Origin of the sequence: Halopelagius longus (genome assembly GCF_900100875.1) — an archaeon.
GTDB lineage: Archaea > Halobacteriota > Halobacteria > Halobacteriales > Haloferacaceae > Halopelagius > Halopelagius longus.
This window is the reverse complement of sequence record NZ_FNKQ01000005.1, coordinates 132,816-147,296: the sequence shown is the minus strand read 5'-3', so window position 1 is coordinate 147,296 and position 14,481 is coordinate 132,816. Positions and strand designations below refer to the sequence as shown.

Below are 14,481 nucleotides of genomic sequence, written 5' to 3'. Positions count from 1 at the left end.
CTCGTAGCGGTTTCCTGGGGCTCAATCCGCGAAATTCGTCTCCGTGGGCCGCCCGGCGGACGACGAACGCCCGTCGAACGCCGTTCCCGTGAGGGGAACGAACGGTCCGCCTCTCGGCGGTGAGGAGGTACCCCGTCCCCGATACTCGCCCTCGCGCCGGCCGGTGCATTCGTCGCAGGTGGGTGGCGTCTCCGTCGTCCGGTTCGTTCCCCCGACGAAAATATACTTAAGTGGTGCGAGGTGCACACCTATGCTATGACAAGCCAAGACATTGGCGAACAGTCGCGGACGATTCGTTCCGTGGAGATCGCCTTGAACGTCATCGACGTGCTCCAACGTCGGACCGACGTCGGGGTGACGGAACTGGCCGACGAGTTGGGTCACTCGAAGAGCACCGTCCACAGCCACCTTCGAACGCTCGAAGAACGGAAGATGATCGTCCGCGATGGCAACAGCTACCGGCTGAGCCTCCGCATTCTCGACATGGCGACCTACGTCCGCGACCAAGTGGGGAACTACGAGGTCATCGAGGACGAAGTCGAGTCGTTGGCCGAGGAGACCGGCGAGATAGCGCAGTTCGGTATCGAGGAGTTCGGGCGCGTCTCGTACCTCTGTAAGGCGACGGGGGACCGGGCCGTCGAAACCGCCTCCCGCGTCGGCACCCAACAGCCGATACACTCCACCTCACTCGGGAAATCCGTGCTGGCGTTCCTCCCGGAGGAGGAACGCGACGCCATCGTCGACGGCATCGACTTCGTGCGGGTGACCCCCAACACGATAACGTCGCGGACGGAACTCGTCGAGGAGTTAGCGGCGATCAGAGAGCGCGGATACGCCTTGGACGACGAGGAGAACATCGAGGGTCTCCGCTGCGTCGCCGCGCCGGTCAGAGACGGGAACAAGGTTCTCGGCGCGATAAGCATCTCCGGCCCGTCGAGTCGGTTCACCGAGAGCGTACTCCACGGCGAACTCGCGGACTACGTTCAGCGAGCCGCGAACGTCATCGAACTCAACACGAAGTTCTCGTAGCGGATTCGACTCGGACGCGAGAATGATTTATGGGCCTGTGTTCGCATACCTCGTGCATGGAGATAACCGACGTGAGAGGGTACGCTCTCTCCTCGCCGATAGACCCCTCGCAGGACCGGGCGTTCTGCGGCGGCACCCGCCGATTACACAAACGCGACGTCGTCCTCGTCGTCGTCGAGACGAGAGACGGGACGCGGGGCGTCGCCACCGCCGGCGCGAGTAGTTCCGCGATGCGCGAGTACTTCGAGGGCGACTCGCAGGGCACGTTCGCCGATATCGTCAACGGGGACGTGGCCGACGCACTCGAAGGCCGACGCATCGACCGAATCCCGGACGCTCACGACCGCATCGCCGACGCCGGACTCCCCGGTCGTCTCCGGACGGAGGCCGTCTCGGCGATAGACGTCGCCCTCTACGACATCCGCGGGCGTGAACTCGGAGCGCCGGTGTACGAACTCCTCGCCGACGAGTACGGGAGCGACCCGACGACGGAGATACCCCTCTACGCCAGCGCCGGGATGTACATGGAACCGGAGGGGTACGCCGAGCAGGCGGCGACCATCGAGGAACTGGGATTTATAGGCTACAAGTACCGCCCCGGTATCGGCCCCGACGGCGACCGGCGGACGGTCGAGCTGCTCGCCGAAACGCTCGACGAGACGGAACTGATGCTCGACGTCCACACGTGGTGGAAGATACGCGACGCCTACGACGACGACACCGTCGGCGAACTGGTCAAACACGCGGCGGAGTGCGGCGCGTACTGGATAGAGGAACCCGTCGAACCCGACGATTACGACGGGTACAGGTCGCTCGCGGAGACGGGCGCGCCGTTGGCCGGCGGCGAGAGCGAGGAGTCGGCCGCGGGACTTCTCGAACTCGGACGCACGGGTGCGGTCGAGTACCTCCAAGGCGACGTGCGTCACCACGAGGGGTACACGGGCTGTCGAGAGGCGGTCGAGTTCTGCCGCGGGCGCGACGTGGAGTTCGTCCCGCACAACTTCGGGACGTGGCTCGGCCTCGCGGCGAACGCCCACCTCGTCGCCGCCGCGCCCGAAGTGGGACTCCTCGAGTACCCGGTGTTCGAGAACGACCCCGTACTCGACGCCGAACCCGACCCCGGAATGTACCAGTTCGACGTGGCGTTCGACATCATCGAGGGGGTACCGGCCGTCGATGACGGCGTGTTGACCCTCTCGGACGACCCCGGACTCGGCGTCGAAGTGGATTTAGACGTGGTCGAGCGGTACCCGTTCGTCGAGGGTCCGTGGACGGAGTTCCGCTACGACGACCGGGAGTGACCGACCGCGGCGCGTCTGCGTCACACCTGCGCCGCGAACCGATTCGGAACCGAGCGGGTCGTCGCCGCGAACACCTGCTCTCGACCCAAACTATAACTCGCCACTCTCTGAGTGAGAGGACATGGAAGTGACCGATGCAGAGACGATTCCCGTCTCCTCGACGCTCCCCGAGGGCGAGGCGATGGGCGACGCGCGGGGGTTCGGACGGACGCGCGAGACGACGCTCCTCCGCATCGAAACCGACGAGGGGACGGTCGGATGGGGCGAGGCGTTCGCGCCCGGCCGAATCGCCGAGGCGACGTTCGACGAACTGTTCCGCGAGGATGTCGTCGGGATGGACCCCTTCGAGGTGGAGTCGCTTGCGGAACGCTCGTACACTGACCCGTACCACTTCGGCGGCGACGTGTTCGTCCAGAGCGTCCTCAGCGCCGTGGACGTGGCGTGTTGGGACGTCATCGGCAAGACGGTCGGCCGGCCCGTCCACAAACTGTTGGGCGGCGAGACGTGTCACACGCTGACGCCGTACGCCTCGACGATGTACTTCACGGAGCGCGACCGCCCCATCGCTGAACCGATAGAGGAGGCGGTCGAAGCGGGGTTCGAGGCCGCGAAGATAAAAATCGGCGCGGGCGTCGAGAGCGACGTCGAACGGGTTCGGACGGCGCGCGAGATACTCGGCGACGACGCCGCGCTCATGGTCGATATCAACGGTAACTACCGGCCGGAGCAGGCCGTGAAGACGGCGAAGGCGATAGCGGAGTACGACATCACGTGGATCGAGGAACCCGTCCCGCCGGAGAACGAGACGGGGTACCGGGAGGTGAAGCGCCGAATCGACACGCCGATCGCCGCGGGGGAGGCCCACTACGGGCGCTTCGAGTTCAAGCGCCTCGTCGACGACCGGACGGTGGACATCGTGCAGCCGAATCTCGGTCGCTGCGGCGGACTCTCCGAGGCGCGGCGGATAGCCGACATGGCGACCACGGAGAACGTCGCCGTCCGGCCCCACATCTGGAACAGTGCGGTCGGGATGGCCGCCGCCGTCCAGTTCGCCGCCAGCATTTCGACGTACCCCCACACGCGAAACGTCCCGGAACCGATGATGGTCGAGTTCGACCGCAGCGACAACCCTCTCAGGAGCGACCTGCTCGAAACGCCGTTCGACCCCTCCGGCGGCGTCCTCGACGTTCCGCAGGGACCGGGCCTCGGCATCGAGGTGGACGACGACGCCCTCGAACGCTACCGGGCCGACGGGTAGCGCGAACGGGGGACTATCTTTAACTGTCTCGCCGCGGTGACTGTGGGTATGCAACGCGGACTCGTGGTTGTAGACGACAGTGACTCGCACAGAACGCTCCTCCGAGAGGCCGCCGAGTGGGCGCGGGCGAACGACGGGGAGTTGGTACTGCTCTCCTATCTCACGCCGAAGGAAGTCGAAGAGAACCTCGACGCGGTCGAATCGATAGAGCGCATGGAGGGAGAGAAGTACAGCCAACCGAGCGCGCTCGACGCCGCGCGGCGGTTCGGGCGCGACTTCGTCGCCGAAACTATCGGCGAGGGCGCAGTCGGGTACGAAATCAGCGCCGCGGTAATCGAGGAAGACGAACTCGGCGAGACGATACTCCAAACGGCGACGGAGGCGGCGTGCGACCACGTGTTCATCGTGGGGCAGAAGCGCTCTCCGACCGGGAAAGCGCTGTTCGGCGACGTCACCCAACGCGTCATCCTCAACTTCGACGGGTTGGTGACGACGCTGATGGAGTGAGCGCGGACCGAACGAGACGCCGGGTGGACGGACGAACGGACGGACGGCGCGGGAGAAGGTGCGCCGAGACGCCGCCGCCGGGACAGGAGTCAGTAGTTCTCGTACACCGTCTTCGTCGAGGTGAAGAAGTCGAGTCCGGCGTCGCCCTGTTCGCGGTACGTGTTCGTCGAGGACTGCTTGTAGCCGCCGAAGGGGACGTGCAGTTCGAGTCCGGTCGTCTTCTCGTTGACCTTCGCGACGCCCGCCTCCACGTCGTCGACGAAGCGCTTGGCTTCGGTCATGTCCTGCGTGACGATGCTCGCCGAGAGGCCGTAGTCCACGTCGTTGGCGACTTCGACGCCCTCCTCGTAACTCGATACCGGAATCACCGCCAACACCGGCCCGAACACCTCCTCCTGTGCGATGCGCATCTCGGAGGTCACGTCCGAGAACACCGTCGGTTCGACGAAGTAGCCGTCGTCGTACCCGTCGCCGGTGAGGCGTTCGCCGCCGGTTTCGAGCGTCGCCCCGTCGGCGACGGCCACGTCGATGTACTCCAGCGTCCCGTCGAGTTCGCTCTCGGTGACGTGCGGGCCCATGTCGGCACCGGCGCTCCCGTCGCCGACGTCGAGCGATTCGGCGTAGTCGACGATTGCGTCGACGAACTCCTCGTAGACGTCCTCGTGGACGATGGCGCGGGAGCAGGCGGTGCAGGCTTGGCCGGTGACGCCGAACGCTCCGTTCCCGACGATATCGACCGCCGTCTCGAAGTCGCCGCTCGGCATCACGACGGTGGGGTTCTTCCCGCCCATCTCGCACTGGACTCGCTTGAGGTCCTCGGCGGCCTGTCGGGCGACGGACGTCCCCACGGCCGTGCTCCCGGTGAACGACACCGCATCAACGTCCTCGTGGCTAGCCAGCGCCGACCCGACTTCGCTGCCCGACCCGGTCACGTAGTTGGCGACGCCGGCGGGCAGGCCCGCCTCTTCCAGCGCTTCGAACAGCGCGCGGGAGACGCCCGGGGCAGCCGACGCGGGTTTGAACGCGACGGTGTTGCCCGTCGCGAGTGCGGGCGCGAGCTTCCACGCCGGGATGGCGATGGGGTAGTTCCACGGCGTGATGAGCGAGACGGTTCCGAGCGGTTCCGGCTTGGTGTACAGCTGTTTGTTCTCGGCGCCGGCGGACTTGACCGTGCCGCCGAGGTCGCGCGCCTTCTCGCCGTAGTACCGGAAGATGTCGATTGCGCGCTGTACTTCGCCGCCGGCCTCGCCGTGGGTCTTCCCCTCCTCGGCCGTGAGCAACTCCGTCAACTCCTCCTTCCGGGACTGGAGAATCGCGGACGTCTCGCTCAGTATCGAACCGCGCTCCGGCGCGGGCGTCGACGCCCACTCCTCCTGTGCGTCGACCGCGGATTCGATTGCGGCCTCGGCGTCGTCGCTCGTCGCCGATTGGTAGACGCCGACCACTTCGGTCGTGTCGGCCGGGTTCCGAACCTCGAACGTCTCGTCCGACTCGGACGCTTTCCACTCTCCGTCGATGTAGATGTCGTACTCTGCGGACATACGCGTCTATCTCTGCCCGTGCTACCCATACCAATGTTTTGGTGACGGCGGCGACGAACGCGCGACGCGGAGGCGACCGAACCCCAACCAATATATGCTGTCATTCCGTACCACACTACCAATGAGCTCAGTTAGTGACTCCGGCGAGTCCAGCGGATGGGGTCGCCGACGGCACGGCGTAGTCGGGACGATTCGCAACTCGGTGACGCTCACCATCGCGGTGATGGGTCTCCTCTTCTTCCTCGGGGGGTACCTCATCAACACCGGAATCTGGGCGGCGATGCTGGCCGTCTGGGGGACGGCGCTGTTCCTCTTCGGCGTGACCACGTACGGGATCATCTGGTGGCAGCGACGGTGACGCGCCGACTCCGTCGCGTCCGTGGTGCGTCGCCCCGTCTGGACACCGATACCCGACTACCGGCGCTGAAGCTGCGAGATGTCGTGTTCTCCCGGTTCGCGGTGTAACGAGAGGTCGTCCAGTTTTCTGACGGTGAACTCCCCGAGGACGTTCACCTCACATCCCGCTTCGAGGTGGCCGCCGACCGTCCGTTCACCGTCGAACGCCGTCACGTGGAGGTGCGGTTCGCCGTCGGCGACGATGCCGCCGACGTTCGTCACCTCCCACGACCCGTCGAGTCGCAGGTCGGCGTTCCGGTCGGTCTGGTCCTCCGGGAGGTCGGTCCGGTCCACGTAGTGGATGTTCAGGTTGCTGAACGTCCCGATGCCGGAGACGACGACGCCGGTGTCGACGTCGTGGTCCTCGCAGGCGTCGGTGAGCGATTCCAGCGCCATGTCGCCGCGGTCGAGACGGACGAGTACGTGCCCGTCGTCGGATTCGAACGTCTCCATTCCACGCTACCGTGCGGACGGGACGCGAATAAATCTTCACCCGGTCGGCGCGCGTTGCAGATACGACTGACGCGACGGACGCGACGGACGCGACGGACGCGGCGAGTCGGCCACACCGGCGAACTACTATGTGGGACGCGAACGTCGTCGCCTCCATGTCCGAACGACTTTCTGGACGAGTCGCCGTCGTCACCGGCGGCGGGAACGGAATCGGCGCGGCGACGTGTCTGCGACTCGCCGAGGCCGGTGCCTCGGTCGTCGCGGTGGACCGCGACGCGGAGGCCGCCGAGTCGACGGCGGAAACCGTCGAAACCGAGACGGGGCGACGCGCCCTCGCCGTCACGGCGGACGTGAGCGAGGAGGCGCAGGTGCGGCGGACGGCCGAAACCGTCGAGGCGGAGTTCGGCGGCGTCGACGTCCTCGTGAACAACGCCGCCGTACGCGTCGAACCGCGTCCCGTCACGGAGGCCGACGAGGAGAGTTGGGACCGAATCATCTCGGTCAACGTGATGGGCGTCGCGTTCTGCTCGAAGCATCTCGTCCCTCTCATGGACGAGGGCGGGGCCGTCGTCAACGTCGCCTCTAACGGCGCCGCCGTCGCGCGCCCGAACTGGTCGCAGTACGACGCGACGAAGGGAGCGATAGTCTCGATGACGAAGGACATGGCGTGCGACCACGCCGCCGACGGTATCCGGGTCAACGCCGTCTCTCCCGGATGGGTCATCACGGAGTACCACCTGCCGGACGACGAGGACGAGGCGCGGCGCTTCTTCGAGGAGCGAACGACGCCGCATCCCGACGGCCCGGGCGTACTCAAGCGCGCGGCCGAACCGAGGGAAGTCGCCGACGTCGTCAGCTTTCTCGCCTCCGACGAGGCGTCGTTCGTCACCGCGACGAACGTCCCCGTGGACGGCGGCGTCGCGGCCGTCGGTAAGGGGTTGTCGTGGGCGGCGTACGAGGGGTCGTCGGCGAGCGACGACGCGAACTGAGAGGCGGGCTCCGCCGACGGTGGATGGACGTCGGCGAGGAGACGTCGGCGAGGAGACGACGGCGACGACTCATCCGCCGCTAGACGCGGCGATTAGTCGCTCTGACGGTCCATCTCGTCCGTGATGGGGTCGCTGTGCCAGTACTCGTGGTTGTCGAGGGTGCGGAAGCACGCCGCTCGGTGACTCTCCTCGTCCGACGCCTCGTAGGAGCCGGGACTCTCGGACCGACAGACCTCCCGCGCCTCGGGACAGCGCGTGTGGTAGCGACATCCGCTCGGGGGGTTTGTCGGGTCCGGGATGTCGATCTCGCGGATGGGCGAGTCGTCCACCTCGTCGGCCGACCCGTCGCGGTGGAGTTCGGGCGTCGCCCAGCGGAGCGCCTTCGTGTACGGGTGCTGTGGGTTGTTGATTATCTGCTCCGGCGGGCCGATTTCGACGAGTTCGCCGAGGTAGACGACGCCGATGCGGCCGCCGGTCTTCTCGGCGATGTACCGCGCGTTCGCCAAGTCGTGGCTGATGAACAGGTACGACGTGTCGAACATCTCCTGCAGTTGTATCATCAGGTCCATCATCTCGACGCGGAGCGACACGTCGAGCGCGCTCACCGGTTCGTCGGCGAGGATGAGGTCCGGGTTCATCAGCATCGCGCGGATGATGGCGACGCGTTGCTGTTCGCCCCCGCTCAGTTGGTGCGGGTAGCGCTCGAAGTAGTCCTCCGGCGGCGACATCCCGACGTGGTCGAGGAGACCGAGGATGCGCTGCTTCCGGTCGTTGCCGTCTAAGTCGTCGTGCCACCGCTTGAGCGGTTCTTCGAGGCTCGTCTTGACGCGTCGGTGCGGGTTGAGCGAACTGCCCGGGTCCTGGTGGACTATCTGGAGCGACCGGCGTATCTCGCCCCACGAGAGGTCGTGGTCCCCGTTCCCGTCGTGAACGTCCCAGATGTCCGTCCCGCGGTAGTTGATGCTCCCGCCGGTCGGTCGCTGGAGTCCGACGGCCGCCTTCCCGAGCGTCGTCTTCCCGCACCCGGACTCGCCGACGAGGACGACGGCGTCCTGCTCGTAGATGTCGAGGGAGATGCCGTCGACCGCTTTGACGGTCTCGGGGTCCGAGAAGATGTCGAAGAAGCCCTTCTCCTTCTCGAAGTGCACCTCGACGTCGTCCAAAGAGACGAGCGGTTCCGCTCCCGCGGTCCGCGTCGCCTCCGTCAGCGGCGCGACCGAACTCTCCGCGAACCCCTCGTCCGTCTCCTCCGTCATCGGAATCGCGTCCGCGGAGTCCTCCCAGTGGTGGCAGTGGACGTGGTGGTCGTCGTTCACCGAGTACGGACCGGGGTCCGTCGTCTCGCAGGTCCCGTCCGAGAGCGGACAGCGCGGGTGGAACGAGCACCCGGCCGGGACGTTCACCGGGTCGGGTGCGCTCCCTTCGACGGGCCGCATCTCGTCGATGGACGACTCCAGATTCGGCGTCGACTTCAGCAACAGCCGCGTGTACGGGTGCGCGGGGAACTCCAGAATCTCCTCTGTCGGCCCCAACTCGGCGATTTCGAAGGCGTACAGCACCGCGATTCGGTCCGTCAAGTCCGCGATGAGCGGCAGGTCGTGCGTGATGAACACGATGGTGAGGTCGTACTCCTTCTGGATCTGCTGGAGGAGCGAGATGATGGAGCGCTGCATCAGCAGGTCCAGCGCCGCGGTCGGTTCGTCCATCACGAGCACCTCGGGTTCGAGGATGAGAGACAGCGCGATGAGCGCGCGCTGTTTCATCCCGCCGGAGAGTTCGTGCGGGTAGGAGTCGAGCACCCGTTCGGGGTCGAGATACAGGTCGCTGAGCAGTCGATGCGCTCGCTCCATCCCTTCCTCGACGTTGTAGTCGTGCGCGGTCAGCGTCTCGACGAAGTGCGTGCGTATCTTCCGAACGGGGTTAAAGGAGCTCATCGCGCCTTGGAACACCATCGACACCTGTTCCCAGCGGAACTCCTTGAGCCCCTGTTTGTCGAGGTCGAGAACGTCCACCGGCGCGCCGTCCTTCGGGTAGTAGGTGACCTCGCCCGTCAGGACGCCCGGGTCGACGATGGCGTCCAACAGCGCGGACGCGAGCATCGACTTCCCGGAGCCCGATTCGCCGACGACGCCGAGCACCTCGTTGCGCCGGATGTCCAAGTCGACGCTGTCGAGCACGCGCGAGTCGCCCCGTTCCATGTCGAACGAGACGGACGCGTTCTGTATCTCCAGTATCGTCTCTCTGTGCGACGTATCGCGGTCGTACTCAGTCTGTGAAACCGTCATGGATTAGATCCCTCCTCCGCCCATGTTCGCGAGGTTGGGCCTCTGTCCGTCGTCCTCTTCGTCTCCGTCCGCCGCGTCCGAGACGTTCTCGTGGCGCGCCCGGACGCGGGGGTTGAACACCCGGTCGAGCGACTGTCCGAGCAGTATCAGCCCGACCGAGATGAACACGATGGCGACCATCGGCGCGATGAACCAGTGCAGGGCCTCGGGCCGGAAGTGCGCGTCCCCTTTGTACGCCAAGTTGAGCGTCACCCCCCAGTTGAGGTTCTCGAACGGGAGGACGCCGAGGTAGTACAGCGCGGCCGCCTCGAAGATGACCCGCCGGGCGGCGTTGGTCAGGTTGATGACGACGAACGGCATCAGGTGCGGCACGATCTCCTTGAACACTATCTTCGGCGTGGGGACGCCGATGGCGCGTGCGGCCTCGACGAACGACTCCTGCCGGAGCGTCAGCACCTGCGACCGAATCGCCCGCGCCAGACCGCCCCACGACGCGACGCAGAGCAGAATACCGATGACGTACGGGTTGCCGCTGATGGGGAGCAGAAGCGCCAACACCATCACCAGCGGGAATCCGGGGATGTTGATGAACACGTCCGTGATGGAACTCAGCACCGTGTCGGTTATTCCGCCTTTGTACCCGGCGATAGCGCCGACCGACGTCCCGACGACCACGGTGAAGATGGCGCCGGACGCTATCATCTTCAGCATCTCTTGGGTCGCGTGGACGGTCTGGGCGAACAGGTCGCGGCCCATGTCGTCGGTGCCCAGCGGGTACGCCCAGTTCTCGAACGGTTGCGCGAGGGCCGGCCCCTCCGCGACGTAGGCCGGTTCCACCAGCACCGTCCCGACGGTACCCATCAGCACGTATATGAGGACGATGGTGAACCCGATGCGGGCGCGCCAGTCGCGCCAGATGATGGAGATGGGCGCGTGCACGTACGCGTCGTACAGTTTCTCGTAGCGCTCGCGGCGCGTCTCGTCGTACTGCGAGACGACGTCGAACGGCGAGTTGACGTTTCCGCCGTCGGTTCGCGCCGCGTCGTCGGATTCGCTCGACTGTTCGTCTTCGTTCCAGATGTCGTCGATGGTGTGATCGGTCATCGTTGTACTCTCCTCTTCTCGGGCAGACGGTCCGTGCGTCCCGCCGAATCGGACGGTCTGCGGCCGCCCGTACGCTCAGTACGATTCACTGTTCTGTCCTCCCGCGCGCGGGTCCACGAGCCCGTACGTCATGTCGGCGATGAACAGTGCGGTCACGACGGCGACGGTGATGAGGACGAATCCCCCCATCATCAGCGGGTAGTCGCGCTGGTACATCGCCGACAGCAGGTAGTAGCCGAGTCCGCGGTACTGGAACACCTGCTCCAGTACGACCGACCCGCCGAACATCTCGCCGATGCTGATGAGGAACGACGTGTACATCGGCAGGACGGCGTTTCGCGCGACGTACTGCGTCGAAATCGTCACGTCGGAGAGCCCTCGGAGGCGCGCGACGCGGAGGTAGTCCGCACCGAGGACGCGGATGCTGTTCCCGCGCATACCGAGTGACGCGACGCCGGAGGCGACGAGCATCGAGGCGACGGGCAGCGCGGCGTGTTCGATGATACCTTTGATGAACGGCCAGTTGAACCCGGCCGGGACGCCGGTCGGCGCGCGCCCGCTCGTCGGGAACCAGTTCAGCCGGTACGCGAGGAATATCAAGAGGAGGAACGCTAACACGTAGTACGGGATAGACCCCATCAGAATGGCCCACGAGGTGAGACCGACGTCCAGCTTTCCGCCCTCCCAGTACGCCATCAACGCCCCGACGACGATTCCGATGAAGAAGCTGATGAAGAGCGACCAACTCAGAACGAACAGCGTCCACGGCATGGCCTGCGCGAGGATTTCGGCGACCGGCTGCGCGTAGTACGTCGATTGGCCCAGATTCCCCGAGAGTACGTCGACCACGTAGTCGACGTACGCGACGGGAATGGGCTCGGTCGGGTCGACGCCCAACCGGAGTTCGACGAGTTGCCGGGCTCGAACCGGGTCTACTCCCTGTTGCTCTAACTGTCTGACCATCGCTCCCATCGGGTTCCCGGGCATCAGTCGCACCAGGACGAACGAGAGGGTCGTGACAGCCCACACTGTGAACACTGTTTGTCCCAACCGCCGTACACGCCAGTCCATTGAGGCCATGGTATGCTTACGCATAGGGTTCATTTACCATCCTAATTAATGTTGCCCATTGTTCAGGTAGGAACCGGTCGCGTACCTAACTGGTTGTGAGGCGTCGGTACGATGGAGGGGAGGAGAAACCGCGCGGTCTGCCGATTACCTCCGACGGGCCGTCACTCGAAGGGGTCCCACTGGGTGTATATCAGCACGACGCTCGCGAGGAAGGTGAGCGCCACCGGGATGAGGGTGAGTTGAGCCATGACGTACGACCGAGTGCCGGGGTCGAGGTAGAGAAACGAGAACCCCAACAGGAGCAAGAAGAGTACGTCGATCCCGAGTACCGTCCGCGATGCGGATTGTAGTATCCCCATACACGAGCAAGCGGTGCGAACGTAATAAACGTTCAGCCGCCTTTCGGTGGATTCGGCTCGACGCCGAACGGGTGAGACGACGCCGAAAGCGGACCGTTCAGTCGCCGACGTAGCGGAGCGTCCCGTCTTTCATCTTCGGCGCGATGTAGAGGGCGTCGTCGACGCCGTTCAGGATGCCGTCTCTGACGTCCATCTTCCAGTTCGTGGAGTTGTACGCGCCGGCGTCCGGTTGGTACATCATCTCCGCCTCGGGGAGAATCTGGTTCCACCACCACATCAGCTCTTTGTGGTACTGGGAGTCGCCCGTCTGCTGCCACTTGCGGATGTGCTCTTCGACGTTGATGGTCTTGGTTCCGCTACTGCCCTCGGGGTCGCCGACCGGCATCGGAACCTCCCGCTCGGGCTTGTAGTGCGTTATCGACTGCACCCAGTCCGCGACGAGGCCGAGCGACCACAGCGCGGTGACGCCGTTCGCGGAGGAGCCGTCCGGCATGATGTCGTACTCGCCGTTCATCCGCCGTTCGTCGAACGTCGCGTCGTCGACCTGCTCTTGCGTCACGTCGATGCCGAACTCGGTGAGGTTCCGCTTCAGCACCGAGATGTCGGGTCGGTCCGCGCCGTTCATGATGTTGAGGGTGAACTTCTCGCCGTCGGGCGTCATCCACGTGCCGTTCTCCTTGGAGTACCCCTCCTGTTCGAGGAGTTGGGTGGCGCGTTCGGTGTTGTTCTGGCCGTACAGCGTGAAGTCTTTGACCCACTCGGTGGATTCGTGCTCGCCCGCTCGGAGCACCTTGCCGGGGACGCGGCAGGGGGCCCACTCGAACATCCGATTGACGCCCTGAAGCAGCGACTTGACCTGTTCGCGGTCGAAGACGTGCGCGACGGCCTTCCGGACGTTCGGACTCTCGAACGGCGTGTCGTACCCCTCGACACCGTGCCCGCAGTTGAACGCGAACAGTTTGTTGCTCGAACGGCCCTCGCGGAACAGTTTGTGACCCTCCGGCAGTTGTTTCTTCACGTCGTCCTTTACCGGGAAGCCCTTGTGGGCCGCGTCCACTTGCCCCGTCGAGTAGGGCTGGGTGGGCTTGTTGGTGGAGAACAGGTTGAGGGAGAACTCCTCGAAGTTGATGTTGTCCGAGTGGGGGTGGTCCTCGTACTTCGTCATCACGACGACGTCGTCGCCGACTTCGGAGACTTGGAACGGCCCGTGTCCGATCGGATCGTCGGTTATCTTCGGGTACTTCGTCGTCGTAATCTCCTCGATGACGGTCGACTTCTCCTCCTCGGACCCGTTCATCAGTTTATCGTGCCACTCGCTCCACTGGTCGTCGTCGTGTTTGGTGAACACGCCGCGGGCGAGGTTGCCGTTGTAGATGCCGATGGTGTTCTGGACGGCGAAAATCTCCGAGAGCGGGTCGTTCAGCTTGATTCGGATGTGCTGGTCGTCAACCGCCTCGACGGAGTTGACGAGGGGGTCCGACTCCTCCTCGCCGGAGGCTTGGATGGCCAGTTCGATCTGCTGTTGCATCACCCAGTCTTGGGCGACGAACTGGTCGCCGTTGTGCCACGTCCACTGGTCGCTTATCGTGACTTCCAGCGTGGTGTCGTCGCTCATCTCCCACGACTCGGCCATGAGCGGGTAGGCCTCGTTCTTCGTCGGACTGTAGACGGCGAGGCGGTCGAAAACCGCCGCGCCCGGGTGCCAACAGCCCGTCTGGGAGGGGTTCCACGGGTTGAAGTGCCGCTCGGTCGGCGTCGCCCCGCTCGTCAACGGGTCGAAGACCCTGAAGCGGTTCCCCGACGACCCACCGCCCCCGGCCGAATTGCCGGCCGTGCCGGCGCCGCCACCGCCTCCCCCCTCGGGTGCGGGAGTCGTGTTCTGGTTGGAACACCCGGCGAGTAGCGCCGCACCGCCGACCGTTCCCATTTTCAGAAATCTCCGTCTACTGCTCGTATCGCTCCGCCAGTCACTAGAGTCTGGCATGGTATGACAATGCGAGTTGTACCATAAATATCTAACTATTGTTAATGCTATTGAGGGGGCGACGGATTCACCCGGCATCTCGCCCGCGAGACGGTTCCTCGACGGGTGAGGTGGTCGTTCGCCCCGCCGAGTGATTCGTTCGCACCCGTTCCCGCGTGCGTCGCATCGGACCGCCGCGGACGGTTTCGCGGGTGCCGCCGCTTT

The 14,481-nt window shown here is 65.1% G+C and carries 13 protein-coding genes; 6 read left to right on the top strand and 7 right to left on the bottom strand.

What is annotated here, in order from left to right; genetic code table 11:
• Window positions 1-255: 255 nt before the first annotated feature.
• The 4 genes from BLS11_RS17060 to BLS11_RS17045 all read left to right on the top strand — a co-directional run bounded on the left by BLS11_RS17060 (window position 256) and on the right by BLS11_RS17045 (window position 4,095).
• A complete protein-coding gene (locus BLS11_RS17060) occupies window positions 256-1,029 on the top strand; it encodes an IclR family transcriptional regulator (RefSeq protein ID WP_092539003.1) in 774 nt (257 codons plus the stop codon).
• 56 nt (window positions 1,030-1,085) lie between these two features.
• Window positions 1,086-2,330, top strand: a complete 1,245-nt coding sequence (locus BLS11_RS17055) for a mandelate racemase/muconate lactonizing enzyme family protein (protein ID WP_092539002.1) — start codon at window positions 1,086-1,088, stop codon at window positions 2,328-2,330.
• Window positions 2,331-2,451: 121 nt separating this feature from the next.
• Window positions 2,452-3,588, top strand: a complete 1,137-nt coding sequence (locus BLS11_RS17050) for a mandelate racemase/muconate lactonizing enzyme family protein (protein WP_092539001.1) — start codon at window positions 2,452-2,454, stop codon at window positions 3,586-3,588.
• 48 nt (window positions 3,589-3,636) lie between these two features.
• Window positions 3,637-4,095 (top strand): universal stress protein, encoded by a 459-nt coding sequence (locus BLS11_RS17045; RefSeq protein WP_092539000.1) that lies wholly within the window; start codon window positions 3,637-3,639, stop codon window positions 4,093-4,095.
• A gap of 89 nt (window positions 4,096-4,184) precedes the next feature.
• Here BLS11_RS17045 and xacF read toward each other — a convergent pair whose 3' ends face one another.
• Window positions 4,185-5,636, bottom strand: coding sequence for a 2,5-dioxovalerate dehydrogenase (xacF, locus tag BLS11_RS17040; protein WP_092538999.1), 1,452 nt, complete (start codon window positions 5,634-5,636; stop codon window positions 4,185-4,187).
• A 121-nt stretch (window positions 5,637-5,757) separates the two neighbouring features.
• Between xacF and BLS11_RS17035 the strand changes: the two genes are divergently transcribed.
• Window positions 5,758-5,994 (top strand): hypothetical protein, encoded by a 237-nt coding sequence (locus BLS11_RS17035; protein WP_092538998.1) that lies wholly within the window; start codon window positions 5,758-5,760, stop codon window positions 5,992-5,994.
• Window positions 5,995-6,050: 56 nt separating this feature from the next.
• Here the strand turns inward: BLS11_RS17035 and BLS11_RS17030 are convergent, their stop codons facing one another.
• The gene (locus BLS11_RS17030; RefSeq protein WP_092538997.1) at window positions 6,051-6,485 is read right to left on the bottom strand and encodes a PPC domain-containing DNA-binding protein; all 435 of its coding nucleotides are present in this window, start codon (window positions 6,483-6,485) and stop codon (window positions 6,051-6,053) included.
• Between the two features lie 155 nt (window positions 6,486-6,640).
• On the opposite strand from BLS11_RS17030, the gene BLS11_RS17025 reads away from it, so the two are divergent.
• Window positions 6,641-7,474: an SDR family NAD(P)-dependent oxidoreductase gene (locus BLS11_RS17025; protein WP_092539110.1), complete on the top strand. Its 834-nt coding sequence runs from the start codon at window positions 6,641-6,643 to the stop codon at window positions 7,472-7,474.
• A gap of 92 nt (window positions 7,475-7,566) precedes the next feature.
• Here the strand turns inward: BLS11_RS17025 and BLS11_RS20035 are convergent, their stop codons facing one another.
• The 5 genes from BLS11_RS20035 to BLS11_RS17000 form a co-directional block, all read right to left on the bottom strand.
• Window positions 7,567-9,759 carry an ABC transporter ATP-binding protein gene (locus tag BLS11_RS20035; protein ID WP_092538996.1) on the bottom strand — a complete coding sequence of 731 codons (2,193 nt, stop codon included), beginning with the start codon at window positions 9,757-9,759 and terminating at the stop codon, window positions 7,567-7,569.
• A 3-nt stretch (window positions 9,760-9,762) separates the two neighbouring features.
• Complete coding sequence (locus tag BLS11_RS17015; RefSeq protein WP_092538995.1) at window positions 9,763-10,863, bottom strand: ABC transporter permease; 1,101 nt, start codon at window positions 10,861-10,863, stop codon at window positions 9,763-9,765.
• A gap of 75 nt (window positions 10,864-10,938) precedes the next feature.
• A complete protein-coding gene (locus BLS11_RS17010; RefSeq protein ID WP_092538994.1) occupies window positions 10,939-11,934 on the bottom strand; it encodes an ABC transporter permease in 996 nt (331 codons plus the stop codon).
• A 161-nt stretch (window positions 11,935-12,095) separates the two neighbouring features.
• Window positions 12,096-12,293: a hypothetical protein gene (locus tag BLS11_RS17005; RefSeq protein ID WP_092538993.1), complete on the bottom strand. Its 198-nt coding sequence runs from the start codon at window positions 12,291-12,293 to the stop codon at window positions 12,096-12,098.
• A gap of 97 nt (window positions 12,294-12,390) precedes the next feature.
• Window positions 12,391-14,277 (bottom strand): ABC transporter substrate-binding protein, encoded by a 1,887-nt coding sequence (locus tag BLS11_RS17000; protein ID WP_092538992.1) that lies wholly within the window; start codon window positions 14,275-14,277, stop codon window positions 12,391-12,393.
• Window positions 14,278-14,481: the final 204 nt, after the last annotated feature.

Bases quoted from the DNA above. Each gene is read 5' to 3' on its own strand.
- BLS11_RS17060 (WP_092539003.1), top strand. From the start codon at position 256: ATGACAAGCCAAGACATTGGCGAACAGTCGCGGACGATTCGTTCCGTG.
- BLS11_RS17050 (WP_092539001.1), top strand. From the start codon at position 2,452: ATGGAAGTGACCGATGCAGAGACGATTCCCGTCTCCTCGACGCTCCCC.
- BLS11_RS17035 (WP_092538998.1), top strand. From the start codon at position 5,758: ATGAGCTCAGTTAGTGACTCCGGCGAGTCCAGCGGATGGGGTCGCCGA.
- BLS11_RS17010 (WP_092538994.1), bottom strand. From the start codon at position 11,934: ATGGACTGGCGTGTACGGCGGTTGGGACAAACAGTGTTCACAGTGTGG.
- BLS11_RS17000 (WP_092538992.1), bottom strand. From the start codon at position 14,277: ATGCCAGACTCTAGTGACTGGCGGAGCGATACGAGCAGTAGACGGAGA.
- BLS11_RS17055 (WP_092539002.1), top strand. From the start codon at position 1,086: ATGGAGATAACCGACGTGAGAGGGTACGCTCTCTCCTCGCCGATAGAC.
- xacF (WP_092538999.1), bottom strand. From the start codon at position 5,636: ATGTCCGCAGAGTACGACATCTACATCGACGGAGAGTGGAAAGCGTCC.
- BLS11_RS20035 (WP_092538996.1), bottom strand. From the start codon at position 9,759: ATGACGGTTTCACAGACTGAGTACGACCGCGATACGTCGCACAGAGAG.
- BLS11_RS17030 (WP_092538997.1), bottom strand. From the start codon at position 6,485: ATGGAGACGTTCGAATCCGACGACGGGCACGTACTCGTCCGTCTCGAC.
- BLS11_RS17045 (WP_092539000.1), top strand. From the start codon at position 3,637: ATGCAACGCGGACTCGTGGTTGTAGACGACAGTGACTCGCACAGAACG.
- BLS11_RS17005 (WP_092538993.1), bottom strand. From the start codon at position 12,293: ATGGGGATACTACAATCCGCATCGCGGACGGTACTCGGGATCGACGTA.
- BLS11_RS17015 (WP_092538995.1), bottom strand. From the start codon at position 10,863: ATGACCGATCACACCATCGACGACATCTGGAACGAAGACGAACAGTCG.
- BLS11_RS17025 (WP_092539110.1), top strand. From the start codon at position 6,641: ATGTCCGAACGACTTTCTGGACGAGTCGCCGTCGTCACCGGCGGCGGG.